Annotated in this window: 14 protein-coding genes and 1 other RNA gene; 6 read left to right on the forward strand and 9 right to left on the reverse strand. The window is 55.7% G+C overall.

Annotated elements, in window-relative coordinates:
- Window positions 1-30: 30 nt before the first annotated feature.
- Window positions 31-774, reverse strand: coding sequence for a transcriptional regulator FnrL (fnrL, locus tag ACR0L3_RS19630; protein ID WP_480747467.1), 744 nt, complete (start codon window positions 772-774; stop codon window positions 31-33).
- 61 nt (window positions 775-835) lie between these two features.
- On the opposite strand from fnrL, the gene hemN reads away from it, so the two are divergent.
- The 3 genes from hemN to ACR0L3_RS19645 all read left to right on the forward strand — a co-directional run bounded on the left by hemN (window position 836) and on the right by ACR0L3_RS19645 (window position 4,872).
- Window positions 836-2,191 (forward strand): oxygen-independent coproporphyrinogen III oxidase, encoded by a 1,356-nt coding sequence (hemN, locus tag ACR0L3_RS19635; protein WP_480747468.1) that lies wholly within the window; start codon window positions 836-838, stop codon window positions 2,189-2,191.
- A 174-nt stretch (window positions 2,192-2,365) separates the two neighbouring features.
- Window positions 2,366-4,294 (forward strand): elongation factor G, encoded by a 1,929-nt coding sequence (locus ACR0L3_RS19640; RefSeq protein ID WP_480747469.1) that lies wholly within the window; start codon window positions 2,366-2,368, stop codon window positions 4,292-4,294.
- 95 nt (window positions 4,295-4,389) lie between these two features.
- Window positions 4,390-4,872 carry a DUF995 domain-containing protein gene (locus ACR0L3_RS19645; RefSeq protein ID WP_480747470.1) on the forward strand — a complete coding sequence of 161 codons (483 nt, stop codon included), beginning with the start codon at window positions 4,390-4,392 and terminating at the stop codon, window positions 4,870-4,872.
- Between the two features lie 28 nt (window positions 4,873-4,900).
- On the opposite strand, the gene ACR0L3_RS19650 is transcribed toward ACR0L3_RS19645, so the two are convergent.
- The 5 genes from ACR0L3_RS19650 to ACR0L3_RS19670 form a co-directional block, all read right to left on the reverse strand.
- On the reverse strand, window positions 4,901-6,478 hold the full coding sequence (locus ACR0L3_RS19650; protein ID WP_480747471.1) for an ABC transporter ATP-binding protein: 1,578 nt from the start codon (window positions 6,476-6,478) through the stop codon (window positions 4,901-4,903).
- Window positions 6,475-7,581: an ABC transporter permease gene (locus ACR0L3_RS19655; protein ID WP_480747472.1), complete on the reverse strand. Its 1,107-nt coding sequence runs from the start codon at window positions 7,579-7,581 to the stop codon at window positions 6,475-6,477. Before ACR0L3_RS19655 ends, ACR0L3_RS19650 begins: the two co-directional genes overlap by 4 nt.
- The gene (locus tag ACR0L3_RS19660) at window positions 7,582-8,667 is read right to left on the reverse strand and encodes a microcin C ABC transporter permease YejB (RefSeq protein WP_480747473.1); all 1,086 of its coding nucleotides are present in this window, start codon (window positions 8,665-8,667) and stop codon (window positions 7,582-7,584) included. It abuts the gene before it with no gap.
- A gap of 9 nt (window positions 8,668-8,676) precedes the next feature.
- The gene (locus tag ACR0L3_RS19665; protein ID WP_480747492.1) at window positions 8,677-10,527 is read right to left on the reverse strand and encodes an extracellular solute-binding protein; all 1,851 of its coding nucleotides are present in this window, start codon (window positions 10,525-10,527) and stop codon (window positions 8,677-8,679) included.
- Between the two features lie 228 nt (window positions 10,528-10,755).
- Window positions 10,756-11,265, reverse strand: a complete 510-nt coding sequence (locus ACR0L3_RS19670) for a c-type cytochrome (protein ID WP_480747493.1) — start codon at window positions 11,263-11,265, stop codon at window positions 10,756-10,758.
- A 119-nt stretch (window positions 11,266-11,384) separates the two neighbouring features.
- Here ACR0L3_RS19670 and ACR0L3_RS19675 point away from each other — a divergent pair, with 119 nt between their 5' ends.
- Window positions 11,385-12,218 carry a prephenate dehydratase gene (locus ACR0L3_RS19675; RefSeq protein ID WP_480747474.1) on the forward strand — a complete coding sequence of 278 codons (834 nt, stop codon included), beginning with the start codon at window positions 11,385-11,387 and terminating at the stop codon, window positions 12,216-12,218.
- Window positions 12,219-12,271: 53 nt separating this feature from the next.
- Here the strand turns inward: ACR0L3_RS19675 and ACR0L3_RS19680 are convergent, their stop codons facing one another.
- Both ACR0L3_RS19680 and nudC read right to left on the reverse strand, forming a co-directional pair.
- On the reverse strand, window positions 12,272-12,742 hold the full coding sequence (locus ACR0L3_RS19680) for an SRPBCC family protein (protein ID WP_480747475.1): 471 nt from the start codon (window positions 12,740-12,742) through the stop codon (window positions 12,272-12,274).
- Between the two features lie 41 nt (window positions 12,743-12,783).
- Window positions 12,784-13,764: an NAD(+) diphosphatase gene (gene nudC / locus ACR0L3_RS19685; protein WP_480747476.1), complete on the reverse strand. Its 981-nt coding sequence runs from the start codon at window positions 13,762-13,764 to the stop codon at window positions 12,784-12,786.
- 208 nt (window positions 13,765-13,972) lie between these two features.
- Between nudC and ACR0L3_RS19690 the strand changes: the two genes are divergently transcribed.
- Complete coding sequence (locus ACR0L3_RS19690; RefSeq protein ID WP_480747477.1) at window positions 13,973-15,820, forward strand: 5'-nucleotidase C-terminal domain-containing protein; 1,848 nt, start codon at window positions 13,973-13,975, stop codon at window positions 15,818-15,820.
- A 39-nt stretch (window positions 15,821-15,859) separates the two neighbouring features.
- Window positions 15,860-15,958, forward strand: an RNA gene (gene ffs, locus ACR0L3_RS19695) — signal recognition particle sRNA small type.
- Between the two features lie 37 nt (window positions 15,959-15,995).
- On the opposite strand, the gene ACR0L3_RS19700 is transcribed toward ffs, so the two are convergent.
- Window positions 15,996-16,853: an alpha/beta hydrolase family protein gene (locus ACR0L3_RS19700; RefSeq protein WP_480747478.1), complete on the reverse strand. Its 858-nt coding sequence runs from the start codon at window positions 16,851-16,853 to the stop codon at window positions 15,996-15,998.
- Window positions 16,854-16,944 lie beyond the last annotated feature (91 nt).

A 16,944-nucleotide genomic window follows, 5' to 3' on the forward strand; every position in this document is an offset into this window, starting at 1 on the left:
AGAGCATGGCTCAGTCACGCAGCAGATGCGTCAGACAAGAAACCCGCCATCCGAATCGTCGCCTGCTTCTTCCATCAGGCGGCCCATATCCGGGATCGTGACGTGGCGCTTACCTTCAAGCAGAATGACCTGATCCTTTTTCAAGGCCGAGATCTGCCGGCTGACTGTTTCCAGTGTCAAACCCAGATAATCCGCCATCGCTTCGCGGGTCAGAGGCAGATCAAACACGATCGGGCCGGTATTGCCCTTTTGATTGATCGACGCATCGCGGCGCGCGATGATCGACAACAGGCTGGCAATCTTTTCGCGCGCGGTCTTGCGCCCCAGTACAAGCATCCATTCTCGGGCCGCATCCAACTCATCCAGTGTCATCTGCAATAGGCGGTGCGCGATGTGGGGCGTCGTGCCCATCAATTCTTCAAACGGCTTCTTGCGAAAGCAACACATGACCAAATCCGTGGTCGCCACAACGTCATATGGCGCCGAGTCGCGCCCCGGCCTGCCGACGAAATCACTGGGCAACAACAAGCCCACCATTTGCGTGCGCCCGTCTTCCATCGTCTGAGTCAATGACGCAATGCCAGACACGACGGAGCCTACGAAATTCATCTGATCCCCAGACCAAATAACCGTCTGACCCGCTTCAAAACTACGGTAATATTTAATGCTCTCCAGCTCTTCCAACTCGGCCGCATCACAGTGCGCGCACACGGCACGATGCCGAATGGGGCAATCTTCACAGTTCGTGTGGTCGATCTTAAATATCGGTGTCATGCACGTTTCCACTTGATCTCTGTCAAAGCACACAGGCGGGGCGTCACTTAAAGCTATCGCCATGATAGTGAAACCACAATTGGCAAAGCTTGGACTATTTGACGCGAAGGTACCGCGTTACACAAGCTATCCCACCGCCCCCCATTTCAGCAATGATGTGGGGTCAAACCTTTATGATGAATGGATTTCTGGGATTTCACCGGGCAGTGAAGTGTCGCTGTACATCCATGTTCCGTTCTGTCGCAGATTGTGCTGGTTCTGCGCTTGCCGCACGCAAGGGACTCAGACTGACAACCCTGTCATTGCTTATGTGGACGTCCTGAAAGCCGAGCTGGACCTGCTGGCCGCGCGGCTGCCAGAAGGCGTCACCCTGTCGCGGTTGCATTGGGGTGGTGGCACACCGACCCTGCTGAACCCGGATTTGATTCGCGATCTGGCAGCTCGAATCTTGGATGTGGTGCCGCTGGGTCCGAACGCCGAGTTCTCGGTTGAGATTGACCCGAACGAGATTGACGAAGCGCGCCTGGACGCGTTGGCCGAAGCAGGCATGAACCGCGCCTCGATTGGGGTGCAGGACTTCGACGATGAAATACAAAAAACCATCGGACGTGTCCAAAGCTATGACACCACGCGCGACGCCGTGGATATGATCCGCGCCCGCGGTATCGCCAGCCTGAATGCGGATATCCTCTACGGCTTGCCGCATCAGACCAAGTCGCGCATGACAGAGAGTGTGCAGAAACTGCTTTCGCTCAGCCCGGACCGGGTGGCGTTGTATGGATACGCGCATGTACCGTGGATGGCCAAGCGACAACAGATGATCCCCTCTGACGCGCTGCCTACACCAGAAAAGCGGCTTGACCTGTTCGACACTGCCCGACGCTTGTTCATGTGGGACAACTACGCTGAGATCGGTATCGACCATTTTGCCACTCAGGACGACGGATTAACCCACGCGTTGAAAGCAGGACGGTTAAAGCGGAATTTCCAAGGTTACACCGATGATCAGGCCGAGGTGCTCATTGGCGTCGGTGCCAGTTCGATCTCGCGGTTTCCACAAGGATACGCTCAAAACGCGCCTGCAACCTCTGCCCACACCAAGGCCATTCGTGAGGGAAAATTCTCAACCTCCCGGGGGCATCTGTTCAAGGGGCAGGACGTTTTGCGCGCTCGGTTAATCGAAGCGCTGATGTGCGATTTCCAGATAGACAGCGACGAAATTCTGCGCGACCACGAAGTAACCAAAGCCGAACTACAGGGCATGTACCAACAAGCTAATGCAGCCTTTGACGGTCTGTTACGGATTACCGAGGATGGATTGTTCATCCCGCCAGAGGCCCGTCCGCTGACCCGGATGATCGCCCGCAGTTTTGACGCCTATGACCTGAGCAAAGCCGGTCACAGCTCGGCCATTTGACTCATTTTCAGGACAGGGCTTGACGCGACGGGTGTGTTTTTCCCACACTTGCAGGGCGGGCGGCACCCGCCCGCGCCTGAGGCAGGCCCAGTACCAGACAGTCGCGCCAACGCATTCGCGTAAGGCTTTCCCTTTCGTGCAGTCGATCTGCAATTTGAAAGAGGGACAGCACTCATGCGCGTTTTCACCGTCCTCGGCCCCAGCCAATCGGGCAAAACCACTCTGGTCGAGGCCATCAGCCGCCTCGACGGGCGGCCTACCACATTCGACGTATCCGGAACCGTGCACTTGCACGGTTTTTCTTATTTAGACGAACCCTGGTGCGCCATCGACGTAGATGGCGGCGGAGACAACCTTGCCTATGTCGGCCCTGCTATGGCGATCTCGGACGCCGCTGTCGTGGTTGTGCCACCTGACCCGAACGCCGCAGTGCTTTGCGCACCTTATCTGCGGTTGGTCGAAGAGGCGGGCATCCCTTGCTTCCTTTTCATCAATCGAATGGACAACCCAAATGGCCGCATTCGGGACATCATCGCGGCGCTCCAGACGTTTTGCACTCATCACATTGCCTTACGGCAAGTACCGATCCGCGAGGGGGATACAATTGTCGGCGCCGTTGATCTAATCTCGGAACGGGCATGGAAGTACCAAGAGGGCCAACCCTCGGCCCTGATCGAATTGCCACAATCTGTCGAGGACCGAGAACAGGAAGCCCGCACCGAGTTGCTGGAAACTTTGTCAGACTTCGACGATCACCTGCTAGAACAGCTAATCGAGGACAAACAGCCGCCCAGCGCCGAAGTTTTCGATTTGGCCGCACAGGTACTGCAGAACCATCAACTGATCCCGGCATATTTGGGCGCAGCCTGCCACGGCAATGGGTTGACCCGCTTAATGAAAGCCCTGCGGCACGAGGCACCAGGGTTCAACATCGCCGCTGATCGAGATGAGGCAGAAGAAAATGCGCGCGCCATCGCAGGCTTTGCCGACGTGAAAAAGCATATCGGTAAGATCGTCGTCCTGCGTGGGTTGGGTGCTGGAGTTAAAGCGCACGAAAATCTGGGCGGCGAAACAGTTGGTAATCTAACCATGCTGGACGCCAAGACTCAGATTTCCGACCTGCCCGCCGGACAGATCGGGCTTGCCGTCAAGTCTGATCACCTGAATCCCGGCTACCTCTACGACAGCTCCTCGACCACGCCACTGCCAGAGTGGGCCTCATCCCATCCCGCAGCGCATAGGCAAATTGTATCGCCATCTCATGAACGGGACGACGTACGCCTTTCAAACGCACTTAGCCGCCTGGTCGAGATCGATCCCGGCCTGCACTTGGAGCAGGACGAGCTCAGCGGCCACGCTGTTCTTGGTTCGCAAGGCCCGCAGCATATGCGGCGTGTGACCGCTAAGTTGGACGAAGATTTCGGAATTGAGATCTCCACTGACGCGGTCGAGACCGCCTATCGAGAAACGATCCGCGCGCCCGTTGAACACCGCCACCGCCACCGCAAGCAATCCGGTGGTGCTGGTCAGTTTGCTGACGTGGTCATCTCGGTCACGCCTATGCCACGCGGGTCGGGGTTTCAATTTGAAGAAATCGTCAAGGGTGGAGCGGTTCCCAAAAACTACATCCCTGCTGTCGAACATGGTGCCAAAGATGCGTTGACCCAAGGACCTGAAGGTTTTCCAGTGGTGGATGTGAAGGTGACGCTGAGCGACGGCAAGCACCACAATGTGGACAGCTCGGACTACGCCTTTCGAACTGCTGGAAAGAACGCTGTTCGCGAAGCGCTTCCGCAGGCCAAACCCGTAGTCCTGCAACCCATTCTAACCGCCGAAATCCATTTACCCTCAGATTTTGTGGGCGATTTGGTCCCGACCATCAGTTCGCTGCAGGGTCAGGTTCTGGGTTTCGAAGGCAACCCCAATGCCTCAGGCTGGGAGATATTCAATGCCCAACTGCCCGCGGTGGCCGAGGACGAGTTACACCGCACCCTCGCCAGTGCCACACGTGGTACCGGCTGGGTAAAGTTGAGCTTTGATCACTACGAAGAACTTCGCGGGCCTGTGCCTAAAGCCTCTGCGCGTGAGACGGCCAACGCCTGATTTTGTTTTGAAGAATTCCTCTGACCCTAAATCCGGTCAGAGGAAATATCGGGGCATGCCCCAATGTTATTTCAATTTGGAAAGGATCATTGTCTATGACGTATTCGAAAAGCATTCTGAGCACGGTTGCAGTGGTCGGCGTCTTGATGTCGAGCGCGACAGGTGCCCTTGCGGACAAAAAGCCCAAAGGTGCAAAAAAGACCGATCCCCAAACAATCGCACAGTTGTACTCGGGCAAAACCTCGAATTGGAACAGCGGTGGTCATGCATACTGGGGACCAGGCGGGGAATATAAGGGGATCAATAAAAAGGGTACCGCAGTCGGTGTTGGAAAATGGTTTGTCACAACCAAAGGCCGCCTTTGCAACGAAACAAACTGGTACTGGGAGGAAGGCGGCCAGACGAAATCGGAACCTTACGAGGAATGCTGGGAATTCGTGACAGCACCGGACGGAATGATCTGGGAAAGATATATGCCCGACAAGACCGAGTGGTATCGACATAAGCCTGAAAAACAGGTCAGCGGAGATGCTGCAAAGGGCAAGTTCAACAAAATTGCTAAAAGCCTTGGGCTGTAAAATTGTTTTGGGCGGGTTATAGCCCGCCCTATCCCGCAGCCGCGATCAGCTCGCGGGTGTAATCGGTCTGAGCGTTTTCGAACAAGTCCTCGGCCGAGCCCATTTCAATAACGTCGCCATTTCGCATGACGATCACCTTGTGCGACATCGCACGCACAACTTTCAGGTCGTGGCTGATGAATAGATAGGCCAGCCCGTACTTCCGTTGCAGGTCGCGCAATAGATCAACGATTTGCACCTGCACCGTCATATCCAGTGCACTGGTTGGCTCGTCCAGCACCAGAAGTTTGGGCCGCAGCACCATGGCGCGGGCAATCGCAATGCGTTGACGCTGCCCGCCCGAGAATTCGTGTGGATAGCGATCCATTGCGGCCGGGTCCAGGCCAACTTCGGTCATCACCTCGGCCACCAGCTCCCGTGGGGCTCGGTGGGGGTCAACCTTATGGATCGCCAACCCCTCAGCAATGATCTGTTGGCATGTCATGCGCGGGCTGAGGCTACCGAACGGGTCCTGAAACACGATCTGCATATCCTTGCGCAGTCGCCGCAATTCACGCGTTGACCAGCGACGAACGTCTTTGTCTCGGAAGGTGATGCCGCCTTCGGATGCGATCAAACGCATGATCGCCAAGGCAAGCGTCGTCTTTCCCGATCCGCTTTCACCAACAATGCCTAACGTTTCACCCGCACGCACACTAAGGGTCGCGTCATTCACTGCTTTGACATAGCCAACGGTCCGCTTGAGAAAACCGCGCTGAATCGGGAACCAAACCTTCAGATGATCGGTTCGCGCGACTTCCTCGGCGTCGGATGCAACGGGGTCTGGCTGACCCGAAGGTTCTGCCCCCAATAGTTTCTGCGTATAAGGGTGTTGTGGATTGTCAAAAATCTCAACCGTTGAACCAGTCTCGACAATTTCGCCATCCTTCATAACGCAAACACGGTCCGCAATCCGACGCACGATACCCAGATCGTGAGTGATGAACAGCATTCCCATGTTCTCGGATTTTTGCAACTCGGCCAGCAGTTCCAGAATCTGCGCCTGGATCGTCACGTCCAAGGCGGTAGTCGGCTCATCCGCAATCAGGATGTCCGGCTTGTTGGCCAGCGCCATGGCGATCATGACCCGCTGCCGCTGGCCACCTGACAGTTGGTGCGGATAGCTGTCCAGCCGTTCACGCGGGTCACGAATACCCACCTTGGTCAGCAATTCCACGATGCGTTCGCGTGCTGCGTCCCCTGTCAAACCTTGGTGCAGGGCCAGCGATTCCGCCATCTGCTTCTGGATCGTATGCAGCGGGTTAAGGGAGGTCATCGGCTCTTGAAAGATAAAGCTGATGTCATTGCCGCGCACATCCATCAGCCTGTCTTCCGAGGCCCCGATCATCTCATGCCCGTCATATCGCACGGACCCTTCGACAATCGCGCTATCGCCCAACAGCGACACTGTAGACAAAGCAGTGACCGACTTACCCGACCCGGATTCGCCTACCAAAGCAACCGTCTCGCCCCGGTCGACGGTAAAGGAAACCCCTTTGACCGCCGCGCTGATCTGCCCATCCTGCTTGAACGATACCTTGAGGTTTTTCACATCCAAAAGGCTCATGAGAAGGTCTTTCTGGGATCAAACGCATCGCGGACGCCTTCGAAGATGAAGACCAGCAGCGATAACATAATGGCAAAAGTGAAGAAGGCGGTGAAGGCCAGCCACGGGGCCTGTAGGTTCTGTTTTGCCTGCAAGGTCAGCTCGCCCAGCGACGGGGCCGAGGATGGCAGACCGAAGCCAAGGAAATCCAGTGAGGCCAGACCGCCAATCGTGCCGGTTACGATGAAAGGCATGAAGGTTAGCGTCGCCACCATCGCGTTTGGCAACATGTGTCGGAACATGATCGTCATGTTGCCTACACCCAACGCCCGGGCGGCGCGGACGTATTCCAGATTGCGCGCACGCAAGAACTCAGCCCGCACGACGCTTACCAATCCGGTCCAACTGAACAGGATCATAAGCGCCACCAGTAGCCAGAAACTTCGCCCCAAAATGGCAAACATGATGATGATGACGTAGAGCGAAGGAGTGGCCGACCAGATCTCGATGATCCGCTGGAATACAAGATCGAGCCAACCGCCAAAAAAACCTTGAATGGCACCCGCGAAGATGCCGATTAAGCTGGCCACGCCGGTCACCATCAAAGTGAACAGTATCGACAATCGGAAACCGTAGATCACCCGCGCAAGCACGTCGCGCTTGGTGTCATCAGTGCCAAGCAGGTTCTGCCCGTTGGGTGGCAGCGGAGCAGCACCAGGTCGATCCACGCTGGTATTGAAGGAATACGGGATCAACGGCCAGATCGCCCAGCCTTTTTCGTATCCTTCGGCCTCGAAGGTACCTGCCTTGATTTCGTCAATTATGCCTTCGGGGTCGTCGAAACACTCTTCGAGGCCACCGCTGTCGATCAGGCACTGCACCTCAGGGTCGCGATAGATTGCTTCAGTCTGAAAGTCGCCGCCGAACTGAGTCTCGGCATAGAAATTGAAGATCGGCGTATAGAGCTCACCCCGGTATTTCACGAGGATCGGTTTGTCATTGGCTATAAACTCGGCAAACAGTGACAGACCGAAGAGCACCGAAAAGATAATAAGCGACCAGAATGCCCGGCTATTGCGGCGAAAGTTGCGCCAGCGGCGCTGGTTGAGTGGGGACAGTGCCATTTACCCCTCCCGCTTCTCGAAATCGATGCGCGGGTCAACAAGCACATACATCAGGTCACTGATAATACCGACGACCAGCCCCATCAGACCAAAGATGAACAAGGTTCCAAAGATCACCGGATAGTCACGGGCCACGGCGGCCTCGAACCCCAGACGGCCCAAACCGTCCAGCGAGAAGATCGTCTCGATAATGATTGACCCCCCGAAGAAAACGCCGATGAACACCGCAGGAAAACCAGCAATCACGATCAGCATCGCATTTCGGAAAACATGACCATAAAGCACTTTGCGTTCGCTCAGGCCCTTGGCGCGGGCGGTCATGACATATTGCTTTTTGATCTCATCCAAAAACGAGTTCTTGGTCAGCAGGGTCAGTGTTGCAAAGGCTGAAATCGTCAGGGCAATGATCGGCAAGGTGATATGCCAGAAATAATCCGCAATCTTGCCGAACAAACTGAGGCTATCCCAATTATCCGAGGTCAACCCTCGCAACGGGAAAATCTGCCAGTAGGAGCCACCTGCAAACAAAACCAACAACAGGATCGCAAACAGGAAACCGGGAATGGCATAGGCGACGATGATCGCGCCACTTGTCCATGTATCGAACCTGGACCCATCCTTTACGGCCTTGCGAATCCCCAACGGGATGGACACCAGATAGGCAATCAATGTCGACCAAAGACCCAGTGAGATCGAAACCGGCATCTTTTCAAGTACCAGATCAATCACACTGATTGACCGAAAATAACTCTCGCCAAAGTCCAGTGTTAGGTAGTTACCCATCATGTCCAGGAACCGTTCGACCGGGGGTTTGTCGAAGCCAAATTCCTTTTCCAATTCCGCGATGAACTCAGGCGGCAGACCGCGCGCACCGATGTAACGATCATTTACGCCGCCAGTTTGCTGTTCGATATCGCTGCCACCGCCGGCGATGCCTTCGAAAACATCTCCACCGCCTTCCATCTGCGCGATGATCTGTTCAATAGGGCCACCCGGAACGAACTGAACCAGCGTGAAGTTGATGATCATGATCCCAAGCAAAGTCGGGATGATCAACAAAAGACGTCTTAGAATATATGCTCCCATGAGGGCGGCTTACCTCAACGCACCGGACGATTTCAACTCGGCTTCTTTCTCGGCGTTGATCCACCACAGGTCCTCCACGCCCAAGGCGTACGGGGGCAGGTTTTCCGGGTATTCATACATATCCCAATAGGCGACCCAGTATTTGCCCAGATACCACGTGGGCACCATGATCCGCTTGGCTCGTAAGACGCGATCCAGTGCGCGAACATTGGCGTATAGCTCATCGCTTTCTGTTGCCGCCACGATGTTATCGATCAGTGGTTCGATGTCTGGGCCATGTGCTCCTGATGGATTGAACACGGAATAAGAGGCCGCCTCGGTCCCGAACTGTTGGTAAAGGCCGGTCGAAGGTTGCAACGAGGTCGGGTAGCCACCAACGATCATGTCAAAATCCCGATCCCGACGGCGCAGTGTGAACTGTGCATTGTCGACACGGTTGTACTTTGCATCAATCCCCATAGCACGCAGGTTGTCGACGAAAGGTTGAATAATACGGTCTAAAGTCGGTTGATCCGACAGGAACTCGATAGAAAGGACCTCTCCGTTTGCGTTGCGGCGGATACCATCATCACCTACCAGCCAACCGGCGTCATCCAAAAGCTTCATGGCCGCGCGTAGATTGCGGCGGTCATTCTGACGAGCCGGGCGGGATTCGTGCGCGCTTACCGGTTCTTCGGTAAGTACAGCCGGGTCCACTGCGTCGCCAAGCGCCTCCAAAACCTCCAACTCACGCCCTTCGGGCAGGCCAGTGGCCTCAAGATGCGTGCCTTCCCAGAACGAACTGCGTTGCTGAAACAGCCCATATTGCAGGCTCTCGTTGGTCCATTCGAAGTTGTACCCAAGTTGCACAGCTTCCCGAACGCGAGGGTCTTGAAACTGTGGTCGGTCAAGATTCATGATGAATCCCGAAGCTGTCGGCACGTCGCCATCCGCAAGCTCGGCTCGAATGACACTACCGTTATCGATCGCTGGAAAGTCATACGCCGTGGCCCAGCTTTTCGAATTGTTTTCCTGCCGTAGTGTAAAAGTTCCCGCTTTGAAGCCCTCCATCGCCGCGATGGAATCGCTGAAATATTCAATACGGATGGTGTCGTAGTTATTGCGACCGATGTTTACGTTTATGTCGTCCCCCCAATAGTCGGGGTTACGCTTGTAAACGATGCGCCGGTTGATGTCGTAGCTGTCCAACAAATACGGAGCTGACCCGATACCTGGAACCAACCGGGATTTGTCCAAGCGACGATTTTCCGGATCGGCTTCAAACCACGCTTTGGAAAACACAGGTGTACCACCGACTTGCGAAATCAGTGCCCGTCGCGGGATATCAGGTGCGAAATAGAATTTAACCCGGTGCTCATCCAGCGCTTCGGCACGAGGGATACGCTTGCGCACGGCGTCTGCATAAGACTTAAGCCCCTGATCCAAAAGCAGGTTATGAGAAAAAACAACATCCTCGGCGGTGACGGGTGTCCCATCGGAAAACCGCGCCTCAGGACGCATGTTGAAGATCACCCAATCCTGACTCTCCGGGTACTCCAGACTTTCTGCAAGAAGACCGTAGTATGATGCAGGCTCGTCATAGGACGGAACCAACAGAGATTCGTACTGATCTGCGGAACGAGCGCCGGCACGACCCTGTCGCGTAAAGGGATTGAAGCTGTCAAACGTACCCTGAGCTGCATAGGACAGCTCTCCGCCCCGCGGCGCATCCGGATTCACATAGTCAAAATGAGCAAATCCTTCGGGGTACTTTAGATCACCAAATTCCGAGAAACCGTGACTTTTGATGATCTTTTCTTCTGCAAACAGCTGGGTCGACGCCAAAAGCAGAATAAACACCCCTATCGTCAAAGCATTCATACAGCTTTTTAGATCCAATACGCGCGCCTTAACGGAAACTCTGTTGGATCTCATATTGCTCATCCCCTGCTTCGCCTGTGCTTTTGATATTATACGCGCCAGCTAAATGACCAGCACTGTCAGGTTCAAGTTTAGAATGCGTGAACGCTTTGTGAAGATGTTGTTAGGCAAAAAAATAAAGCCGCTGCATTGGGCAGCGGCTTTGAATTTGTCCAATTGATCACAGGATCAGTTGCCGATGGTCTGCAGATAAGCAATCAGATCGGCGCGCTCTTCAGGCTTTCTCAGGCCAGCAAAGCTCATGGAGGTGCCCGAGATATAGGCGCTTGGGCGCTCGAGGAACGCGTCCAGTGCTTCGGGGGTCCAGTTGCCGCCGTGTGCCTGCATTGCAGCCGAATAGCCGGTGAAACCCTTGGCGCTCGCCACAGGGCGGTCCACAATCGCATAGAGGTAAGGACCGGTGCCATTTGCGCCGTCTTCCAGCTTGTGGCAAGCGGTACACTTACGGAACACTCTGGCGCCTTTTTCAGGATCAGCAGCGGCCAGCATGTCCTCGAAGACCACCTCTTCGCCGTCAGCGCTTTCACCCGCGCTTTCGGTTTCGATAATATATGAGGCCGTCTCGCCATGGCCATCCGCATGGTAAAGCACTTCAGCGCCCCATTTGGCCAGAAGCAGCACCAGGAAGGTGCCAAACAGGCCTGCTGCGGCCTTGGTAACTGTCATCGTGTCGAACATTGATCGCGTGTCCATTTCAGCTGTCTGCGGGGTGTCTAAGGCTTCCCCTTGCAAGAGGCAAGGTATAGACACCGCGACTAAACGCCCAATTCACGAACTTGTTGCACGGAATCGACCAAATGACCAATCGCATCGCATTTCAGGGAGAACCCGGCGCCTATAGTCATGAGGCTTGCCGCAATGCCCGACCCGATATGGAGGCCCTGCCCTGCCGTACATTTGAGGACGTGATCGAATCGGTTCGTTCAGGCGAGGCTGATTTGGCGATGCTGCCTGTCGAGAACACCACCTACGGCCGGGTCGCCGACATCCACCGCCTATTGCCCCATAGTGGACTGCACATCATCGATGAAGCCTTTGTGCGCGTGCACATAAATCTACTCGCGGTTCCGGGCGCGGCATTGACGGACATAACCGAGGCGCATTCCCACCTCGTTCTGTTGCCGCAATGCGCCGGTTTTCTTAAAGAGCACAACATCCGAGGTCGCGTCAGCCCCGACAATGCCCGCGCTGCGCGCGAAGTCTCGGAACAGGGCGACCTGCATTCGGCGGCGCTGGCGAGCGAACTGGCTGGGGAGATCTATGGCCTGAACGTGCTGGCACGTCATATCGAAGATCAGGACAACAACACGACCCGTTTTCTGGTCATGTCGCGGCAGGCAGACCTGTCCCGGCGCGGACCGCATGGCATGATTACAAGCTTTGTATTTCAGGTTCGCAACATTCCTGCCGCTCTATACAAAGCGCTCGGGGGCTTTGCGACCAATGGCATAAACATGACCAAGCTTGAAAGCTACATGGTCGACGGCTCTTTTACCGCAACCCAGTTTTACGCTGATATCGTCGGTCACCCCAACGACCGCAACGTGCAACTTGCGATGGAAGAGCTGGAGCACTTTACCACAAACGTCGAAGTACTGGGCGTCTACCCCGCCGCCGAGCCGCGCGGTTGACGGCTTTCAATGATCGGCCTGAATGAAGCCACATATCTTAGGGTGTTGCGCTTCTATCGCCCGCCATGAAGATGACGCGCTTCTATCTCGCGGGCAAACTCGCTGAGGCGTACCTGAAACTGACGTCGGAATCTGGCCTGACCCAGCCGAAGCGATTGCAGCAAAAGGCGGGCAGGTAGGGATTTGGCGGCCAGCGACATCTCGATGCTCAGACGGGTGCGGCGCTGCGACAACGCCAGAAACTCTACCGTCGTCATTCCGTTCATGCCTTTGCTAGACGCTTCAAATCGCATATGCGACGGCGGCGTACACTCGGCCATCTGTATTGCGACATGGCGGGGTTTACCACGCAATTTGAACTCGGTTTCCCATTGCGTTCCCGGTACGACCCCCATGTGTCCCGACAGCCGCCGCACCTCAACCCCGCGCCGCATCGCCATTCGCTCGAAACGCTCAAAGTCGGCAACCATTTCGAACACCGCATTGATAGGGGCTTCGATATCTTCGCGCGCTGTAAACTGCATGGCGGCTCGTGTTTTTCTTCCCTAATAACGTCAGTAGATTGTCAGTCCAAAGTATCCGCAAGCCAGTTTTTCAGCAGAAAATGTGCAATGGCGCCTTTTCGAGCAGGCAACAATTTGGGGTGTTCGCCGGAAAAGGCTTGCATCATCTCGGGTTTGCTGACCCACATCGCATCCTCGATTTCAACCGGATCGATGGTAATTTCGCGAGAAAGCGCCTCACCCGCGCAGCCAAACATAAGCGACGCCGGAAAGGGCCAAGGCTGGCTTGACAAATAACTAACCGCGCCAACCGGTACCCCAGCCTCTTCCAGCACCTCACGTCTGACGGCAGCCTCCAGCGTTTCGCCGGGTTCAACGAAGCCCGCCAGCAGCGAATACATCCCCTCTGGCCAGCCCGGAGACCGCCCCATCAGCACTGAATCCCCGTGTGTGATCAACATGATAACCACTGGGTCTGTGCGCGGAAAATGCCGGCTTCCGCATTCGGGACAACGGCGTTGCCACCCTGCCTGCGAGACCTCGCTGGCCGCGCCACAGCGCGCGCAGAACCGATGGGTTTCGTGCCAACCGATGACGGCCTTAGCCGCCGCAGCCAGTTCCGCGTCCCGTGCGGACAAGTGGGTCATGATCCGGCGCAGCTCGGCAAAGACATGGCCCAGAGGCAGGTCAGGATGCTGTTGTTCCGATGCGTCGACGAAACCCCCGACCTGCGACATATCCATCTCGTCGGGTGACCAATCCGAGATATCCAGAGCAAAGACCGGCACCTCATCTGAGATACCCAAAAAGACGGGTTCTTCGATGCTTCCGCCCGGTCCATTCTCAACCAGATCGTGAGACATAGGAATAAGCCCCAACCGGTCCAGCCCTTCGCCCTGAACCAGGGGTTTTCCGCGCCATAACAGAAGGCAGGATGCCTTCGGATGAGCACGCACTTGTGTTAACTTCTCGGCATCGATCCGAATATGCGCTGCGCGATCTAGGCCGGAGCTGCCAAACGTCACAAGTTCTGCGTGTTTCATCGAAAATCCTCTGGAACGTCGGCACAGGGCTGCCACGGCTACCGTGACAGTGCAATGGCAATTCACAACGCGTAGAAACCTTAGCCCGTCAAATGCGCGCAGGTTCGCGTTACAAGTTGCAATGACTATGCTTTTTGGAGAAAGTGCTTAACACATAACTGCCAAAAGTAGAAATTTGCCTCATCTTCCCCCCGCATCGCGCTTATCATTGAAAATCCGGATTCTAGCGACGTCCGATCTCCATATGAATTTGCAGGGCTTCGACTACTATTCTGATAAGCCCGATCCCGCAGTTGGCCTTAGTCGCACGGCCACCCTAATCCGCACAGCTCGACACGAAGCTGAAACAGATGGCGCTATCGTTTTGTTGTTTGACAACGGAGATTCACTGCAAGGGACGCCGGTTGGAGAATGGGCGGTTGAATTGGCAAATGCACCGCACATCCTCATGCGCGCGTTCAACGATCTCGGCTACGACGCAATCGGATTGGGGAATCATGATTTCAGTTTTGGCCTGAATGTTCTGGATCGCGTGATCGCGGACGCAAACTGCCCGGTGATTTGCAGCAATGCACATCGTCGGGATGTGAGGTCTACGTGGCGTGACCAAGCTGTTCTGACCCGGACAATAATCGTCGAAGACGAAGAAGTTTCGCTGAAGATTGGAGTATTCTCTGTACTGCCGCCTCAAACCGCAAAATGGGAAGCGCATCGGTTTCAGGACATGGTCGTCGTGGACGATATCCTGGCATGCGCCCAGCAAAAGGTGCGGGAATTGTCGGCAAAGAAATGCGACTTGATCTTGGCTTTAGCCCACACCGGCCTTGGACCCGTTGACCCAGCACCTGATCTGGAAAACGCGATCATCCCTCTTGCGGCCATCGACGGCATCGACGCTTTGATCGCGGGCCATTCGCACCTTACACTGCCAGGTTCGTCGCACAGTGGATTGGAACACGTCGACGCAGCTTTGGGCCGAGTGCACGGGAAACCCGTCGTGATGCCAGGCGCGGCCGGATCGCATCTAGGGGTAATTGACCTAGTTTTGCACCGCGGGAACAACGGGGGATCGAGCGTTCAGGACCACAAAAGCGAATTGCGATCGGTCTGCCCTGCAATGCCGAACAAAACGCCGTCACCAATCGCCGAAGATCGTGGTCTAAAGCGACTTTTTTCTACGGCGCACACGGAAACGCGCCAACGCACCGCGCAACCGGTTGGCTACAGTGATCACTCTTTCCACAGCTATTTCAGCTTTTGCGTCACTGACCCGGGTCTTGTTTTGATTGCAGCCGCCCAAGTGGCGGCCCTACGTCCCTATTTACAGGAAGCAAGCCTCGCGGAACTGCCTTTGCTGTCAGCAGTCGCACCGTCAAAGTTCGGAGGCCGCGCTGGTCCGAAACATTACACTGATGTTCCTTCTGGTCAGTTGTGCCTGCGTCACGTCAACGACCTTTATGTATTCCCTAACGAATTACGGGCGGTCGCAGTAACTACTGAACAGATCATCGATTGGCTGGAAATGTCCGCCGGGGTTTACAATCAGATTTTGCCCGGACAACAGTCGGAACTGGTCGCGTCTGACCGAGCGGGGCATAACTTTGACGTCTTGATAGGACTTACTTATCAGATCGACCTGTCGCAACCTCACCGTTTTGATGCCAATGGACGTCTGACCGACCCGGCACACCGACGCGTTCAGAATATCAGATTCGACGGCCGTCCCCTGACCCTCGATCAGCGCTTTGTGGTTTCCACCAACAATTACCGCGCTAATGGCGGCGGTCACTTTCCGTTTGTCGAACAGGCGGAACCCATCGCTCTGCCCGTGTTACCGATTCAACATATTTTGCAGGATTACTTGTCCCGAGACCTTCGACCAGACCCATTGGAGCAAGTACCTCGCTCTTTTCATCTGACATCGCAACCCGGCGCTAAGGCGTTGCTGCGTACTGGACCCAAAGCCCAGTCAAAACTGGAAGAATTGGCAGAACACAACCCGCATGTAATCGGCAACGATGAAGACGGCTTTCTGATGATCCGCTTGTCGTTCTGACGGGTTGTCTTTCCGTCGGTCATTGCCTATATCGGCCATTGAGAGGTTGGCGCGGGCGAGCGCCTCGCCAACCTGGTCAGGTCCGGAAGGAAGCAGCCACAACGAGCCCCGCTTGGGTCGATGTCCAACCTCTCACTTATTTCCCGAAATGATATGCGCCAACGTGCGACCTTATTCAGTCGATCAACCGTTGCCAGACGGCTGCGCTGCGGCGGGCAAACGCACCGATGTGCCCAATCTCGGACAGACCAAACTCAGAAGGTGATAGAAGGTGGCGTCGCGCTTTAGGCCCATACAGGTCAGCCAGCCTCCAAACCACTTTCGGCGGCACAACGCTGTCGTCCGCGAAAGCGAAAAGATCGACCGGTGTCCCCGACTGCGCCCACCGTGCTTCGGGCAGCGTAACGCCGATTTCGGGAAAATAGTTGCGCGGCGTAATGCACCAGCTGCGCCATTGCCAATAGACGCTGGCGGGTAAATCCGCCCCAAACCCCAAAGCCTTACCCGGCAAATAGCCCAATGCCTTTGCGGCCAGAGGCGCGTGACCGTACCAAAAAAACAAAGCCGCTGCTCGGTATGGCCAAGGGTGCTCTAACACCGTCGCTGGGCCCGAACAAACACAAATCATCCGGTCAATCTGCTCAATATCAGGCTGGATCGGCCCGAGCATACCTCCGACTGAATGGCCTATGCTCCACTGCTGGGCGTTGGGAAAGCGTCGCCTCATTTCCGTTCGGGCCGCGGGCATGTCGATCAGGGCCCAATCCGCCATTGTGGCCCGCGACGCCCTCAAAGATCCGCTCAGAGAATGGCCCACATCTCGATAATCGTAGGTCAGGCAGGCCATGCGATGCTCGGCAGCCAGCCAGCGGGCGAAATGCTGATAGTATTCTCGCGGCACACCAGTCGCGCCGTGGATCACCACGGCGGTCCCAACATCGACCACCGGCATATACAATCGGGCCGACAACTGCGTCGTACCGGAAGGAAAGAGAAAATCCTCGGTTAATACGGCCTGCGCAGAATCCAGCATCTTGCCCTCGATCTGAACTGTTTAGTTCACCTATCAATCCGCATGGTTTGCCGCCGCAAGTCAATCCTGTTTCAAGTTGACCGCACGTCCA

Source organism: Ruegeria sp. CK1, from assembly GCF_056536545.1.

Excerpts from the sequence above, each read along its gene's own strand:
- fnrL (WP_480747467.1), bottom strand. The coding sequence starts at position 774 with ATGACACCGATATTTAAGATCGACCACACGAACTGTGAAGATTGCCCC.
- hemN (WP_480747468.1), top strand. The coding sequence starts at position 836 with ATGATAGTGAAACCACAATTGGCAAAGCTTGGACTATTTGACGCGAAG.
- ACR0L3_RS19640 (WP_480747469.1), top strand. The coding sequence starts at position 2,366 with ATGCGCGTTTTCACCGTCCTCGGCCCCAGCCAATCGGGCAAAACCACT.
- ACR0L3_RS19645 (WP_480747470.1), top strand. The coding sequence starts at position 4,390 with ATGACGTATTCGAAAAGCATTCTGAGCACGGTTGCAGTGGTCGGCGTC.
- ACR0L3_RS19650 (WP_480747471.1), bottom strand. The coding sequence starts at position 6,478 with ATGAGCCTTTTGGATGTGAAAAACCTCAAGGTATCGTTCAAGCAGGAT.
- ACR0L3_RS19655 (WP_480747472.1), bottom strand. The coding sequence starts at position 7,581 with ATGGCACTGTCCCCACTCAACCAGCGCCGCTGGCGCAACTTTCGCCGC.
- ACR0L3_RS19660 (WP_480747473.1), bottom strand. The coding sequence starts at position 8,667 with ATGGGAGCATATATTCTAAGACGTCTTTTGTTGATCATCCCGACTTTG.
- ACR0L3_RS19665 (WP_480747492.1), bottom strand. The coding sequence starts at position 10,527 with ATGAATGCTTTGACGATAGGGGTGTTTATTCTGCTTTTGGCGTCGACC.
- ACR0L3_RS19670 (WP_480747493.1), bottom strand. The coding sequence starts at position 11,265 with ATGTTCGACACGATGACAGTTACCAAGGCCGCAGCAGGCCTGTTTGGC.
- ACR0L3_RS19675 (WP_480747474.1), top strand. The coding sequence starts at position 11,385 with ATGACCAATCGCATCGCATTTCAGGGAGAACCCGGCGCCTATAGTCAT.
- ACR0L3_RS19680 (WP_480747475.1), bottom strand. The coding sequence starts at position 12,742 with ATGCAGTTTACAGCGCGCGAAGATATCGAAGCCCCTATCAATGCGGTG.
- nudC (WP_480747476.1), bottom strand. The coding sequence starts at position 13,764 with ATGAAACACGCAGAACTTGTGACGTTTGGCAGCTCCGGCCTAGATCGC.
- ACR0L3_RS19700 (WP_480747478.1), bottom strand. The coding sequence starts at position 16,853 with ATGCTGGATTCTGCGCAGGCCGTATTAACCGAGGATTTTCTCTTTCCT.